The sequence below is a fragment of the Streptomyces sp. NPDC050263 genome, assembly GCF_040655955.1.
Lineage (GTDB): Bacteria > Actinomycetota > Actinomycetes > Streptomycetales > Streptomycetaceae > Streptomyces.
Genome location: NZ_JBFAKW010000250.1, coordinates 1 through 3,639, shown reverse-complemented (window position 1 = coordinate 3,639; position 3,639 = coordinate 1). Strand labels below are relative to the sequence as shown.

Sequence of the window (3,639 nt, the reverse complement as noted above, 5' to 3'; positions counted from 1 at the left end):
CCCTGAACGCCTTCGACATCACCTTCGACGGCCGACTCTCAGCAGCCCGTCAGTAGCCCCAACACCCTGGTTACACCGCTCGTTTGACAGACCCGGGTCTCAAGGGCCGTGAAGGCCGAAGGCGTTCCGCTGCGGGCTGTCGGCTGTCGGCAGCTCCTCGGCCATTGCGAGGTCCGGACCAAGCTGCCTACACCCTGGATTAGGGGAACCGTGCCAGGTCGCGAGGCTGGTCACGGTTGTGGCTGCTGTTTGAGATTGACCGTTAACCGTTGTCTGCAGGAAGTCAGTCGCAGCAGGTGCAGTCGGGCTTGCAGCCACAGGTGTCAGCCTCCGAGGCGGCCTTCGTGCTGGCGGTCGGGATGGGGCCGCAGCAGGCGTCACCGCGCCAGGCTTCGCGGCCTTCCTTGACGGCGACGCCGGCGATAGCGAGGGCGGCGATCGGGTCCGCCCAGGACCAGCCGAGGAGGCTGTTGGCTACGAGTCCGACCAGAAGGACGGCGGAGAGGTAAGTGCAGAGCAGGGTCTGCTTTGAGTCGGCGACGGCGGTGGCGGAGCCCAGTTCGCGTCCGGCCTTGCGCTGGGCGGCGGACAGGAATGGCATGACCGCCAGCGAGAGTGTGGCAATGACGATGCCAGGGGTGGAGTGCTCCGCTTCGCCGGTGCCGGTCAGGGCCCGGAGAGCGTCGACGGTGACGTAGGCGGCGAGAGCGAAGAAGGAGACGGCGATGATCCGCAGGGTGCGCCTCTCGCGGGCTTCGCGGACCTCGTGGTCGGTCGCGGAGAACTGCCAGGCCACCGCGGCGGCGGAGGAGACCTCGATGACGGAGTCGAAGCCGAATCCGATCAGCGCGGTGGAGGAGGCGATGGTGCCGGCCGTGATGGCGACGATCGCCTCGATCACGTTGTAGGTGATCGTCGCGGCGACCAGCAGGCGTATTCGCTTCGTCAGGACGTCGCGGCGGGCCGGGGACGGGCCGAGGGATATCGCGGTCATCTCAACAGCAGCCCTTCGTCTCGGCATCGACGCAGGTCCGGTCGGTCTCGACGGCGACGACCGCGGTGCGAAGGTCATCCAACGCATGACCGAGCCGTGGGTCGGCGAGCTCGTAACGGGTGCGGCGGCCGTCGGGGACGGCGACGACCAGGCCGCAGTCACGCAGGCAGGCCAGGTGGTTCGACAGTCTGGTCCGGGAGACGCCGATCTTGTCTGCCAAGTCGGACGGATAGGCGGGGGCATCCCGCAGGGCCAGCAGCAGTTGGCAGCGGATGGGGTCGGCGAGAGCACGGCCGAAGCGCGCAAGCACTTCGACCTCCGGGGCGATGGTCAGCACCCCTCGACAATACAAGGATTCCTGGATTCAGGAAAACCTGAACTATTGGGGTGTTCGGCGACTCGCAATGCGGTCGGCGAGGCGGGTGACGCCTGTCGCGGCTTCGAGTCTCTGCCGTAGCCGCTGGTTCTCCAAGGTGATCTTCTGGACGTGTGCAGCAGCGAGGGCGAGGTGGTCTGCCAGTTGGCGGTTGCGCCGCTTGAGCCTGGCGTTTCGGCTCTGGCGACGATCACGTGACATGGCCCTGGTCGACACCTCGCGGTACTCGGGGCTCTGTGTGATCGGGGAGGATGGCCAGCGTGCTTATCGCGGGGTATTGAGAATCTGTTTCCGCATCTGAAGGCCGTTGCTGTCGATCGGATGGAGTCCGACGGGGCATCAGTAACGTGGTCCGTGAGGTCTTCCACGCCGGACGCGGAGTGTTCCGGCTGCGGATCGAGGTCCTCGCGAGTCCACGCTCGTTACGGCCGTTCGCTGGCGGATTCACCCGTTGCCGGACGCGGGACGAAGGTCGTGGTGACGGTACGCCGCTTCAAATGCGTCAACCGTGCCTGCTCCCAGGCGACGTTCAGCGAGCAAATCCCGGGTCTCACCTCGCCGTTCGCCCGGCGGACTCCGACGCTGACCAAGGCGCTGGTTTCGATCGCGCTGGCGCTGGCAGACCGCGCCGGATCCCGGCTCGCCACCCGGCTGGGTATGCCCTGCTGCCGTGACCTGCTCATCAATCTGATCCGCGCGCAGCCCGCTCCCGAGGTTCCGGAGGTGACGGTGCTCGGCGTCGACGACTTCGCGATCCGGCGTCGTCACTCCTGCAACACGATCCTGATCGACATGGAAACGCACCGGCCGATCGACGTGCTGCCGGACCGCGAGGCCCAGACGCTGGCCGACTGGCTGACCGCTCATCCCGGCGTCGAGATCGTGTGCCGGGACCGGGGCGGCGCCTACGCCGAGGGCGTCCGGGCCGGCGCACCGGACGCCACGCAAGTCGCAGATCGCTTCCATTTATGGAAGAACCTGTGTGAGGCGGCGCAGAAGACGGTCGTGGCACACCACGGTTGCCTGCGTCAGGCAGCTCGCGCCGAGGCCGAAGTCCAGCCCGAGGCCGAGCCCGACGAGCACACGCCCCCGCCGGAGATCCCCGGCCCGCCGAGCCGGGACTACCCGCCGGCCGCCCGGACCCGACAACGCCACGCCGACGTGCGGGAATGCCTGGCCCGCGGCTTGTCCAGGGCGGCGGTCGGCCGCGAGTTGAACCTCGACATCCAGACCGTGCGCCGCTTCGCCGACGCCGCCACCGTCGAGGAGCTGTCGGCCAAGGCCGAGCACCGGTCCAGTCGGCTGGACCCTTGGCGCGATGTCGTCAACCAGCGCTGGATCGCCGGAGTCGCCAACGCCCAGGACATCACCGCCGAACTGCGCGCCCTGGGCTCCACCGGCAGCGTCCAGATCGTCCGCCGCTACCTGCGGCCACTGCGTCCCCACGGCGACGGACGCAAGCACGGCCCCGCAAAATCCGCGCCGACCACCCCGGCGATCCCCAAACCACGCCAGGTCAGCCGCTGGATGCTCACCCACCCAGACCACCTCGACGAGGACGACGCACTCGGGCTGAAAGCCGCAGTGTCCAGCTGCGAGCATCTGGAACGCCTGCACAGCCACATCCGCGCGTTCGCCGCCATCATGCAGCAGCGACGTGGCACCGATCTTCCGGCCTGGCTGGACACCGTGGACGCCGACCACCTCCCGGCACTGCACACGCTCGCCACCGGCTTGCGCCGCGACCTGGACGCCGTCATCAACGGGCTGACCCTGGAACACAGCTCAGGCGCTGTCGAGGGTGCTGTGACGCGCATCAAACCCCTCAAACGCCAGTGCTACGGGCGAGCCGACTTCGACCTTCTCCGACTCCGGATACTGCTGACTCCTTGACCAACGTCACGTGATCGTCGCCAGAGCCGAAATACGTGAACGTCCACAGGCCGAGGCGTTCTTCGCGATCGCCCACGGCAGCCAGTATCGCCGATAGCCGCCAAGCCCCGGCCCGGTGGGAACCTCGAAGACCGTGAGGCTGGCCTGCTCGCTCAGCCGCTGACCTGTCCTGACCATGAAGTCGGTGAAGGCGGCGTTCCGAGCCGTCCAGCGCCCCCGGAACCGCGGCGAGGGCAATCGGTCTGCCCCGAACCCGCGCAGCCCGACATCGCGCCAGAGCCGGTAACGACGTGGTGTACGACAGTGATCGCGGTCTGAGCCGGAACGCAGAGTGAGCCGCACGGGTTGGTGTTGTTGTGACGCAATACCTGGCCCG

At 67.9% G+C, this 3,639-nt stretch carries 3 protein-coding genes and 1 pseudogene; 1 reads left to right on the top strand and 3 read right to left on the bottom strand.

From position 1 onward, the window contains the following. Positions 1 to 283 precede the first annotated feature (283 nt). Positions 284 to 994 (bottom strand): cation transporter, encoded by a 711-nt coding sequence (locus AB0J04_RS45505; protein WP_363174617.1) that lies wholly within the window; start codon positions 992 to 994, stop codon positions 284 to 286. 1 nt (position 995) lies between these two features. After that, positions 996 to 1,331, bottom strand: coding sequence for a metalloregulator ArsR/SmtB family transcription factor (locus AB0J04_RS45500; protein ID WP_363174616.1), 336 nt, complete (start codon positions 1,329 to 1,331; stop codon positions 996 to 998). Positions 1,332 to 1,691: 360 nt separating this feature from the next. Between AB0J04_RS45500 and AB0J04_RS45495 the strand changes: the two genes are divergently transcribed. After that, positions 1,692 to 3,263 (top strand): ISL3 family transposase, encoded by a 1,572-nt coding sequence (locus tag AB0J04_RS45495; protein ID WP_363174615.1) that lies wholly within the window; start codon positions 1,692 to 1,694, stop codon positions 3,261 to 3,263. Between the two features lie 6 nt (positions 3,264 to 3,269). Here AB0J04_RS45495 and AB0J04_RS45490 read toward each other — a convergent pair. After that, a pseudogene (locus tag AB0J04_RS45490) lies at positions 3,270 to 3,639 on the bottom strand (hypothetical protein); the annotation flags it as partial.

What these genes read in the sequence shown, in the direction of transcription:
- AB0J04_RS45505 (WP_363174617.1), bottom strand. Translation starts at nt 994, where the DNA reads ATGACCGCGATATCCCTCGGCCCGTCCCCGGCCCGCCGCGACGTCCTG.
- AB0J04_RS45495 (WP_363174615.1), top strand. Translation starts at nt 1,692, where the DNA reads ATGGAGTCCGACGGGGCATCAGTAACGTGGTCCGTGAGGTCTTCCACG.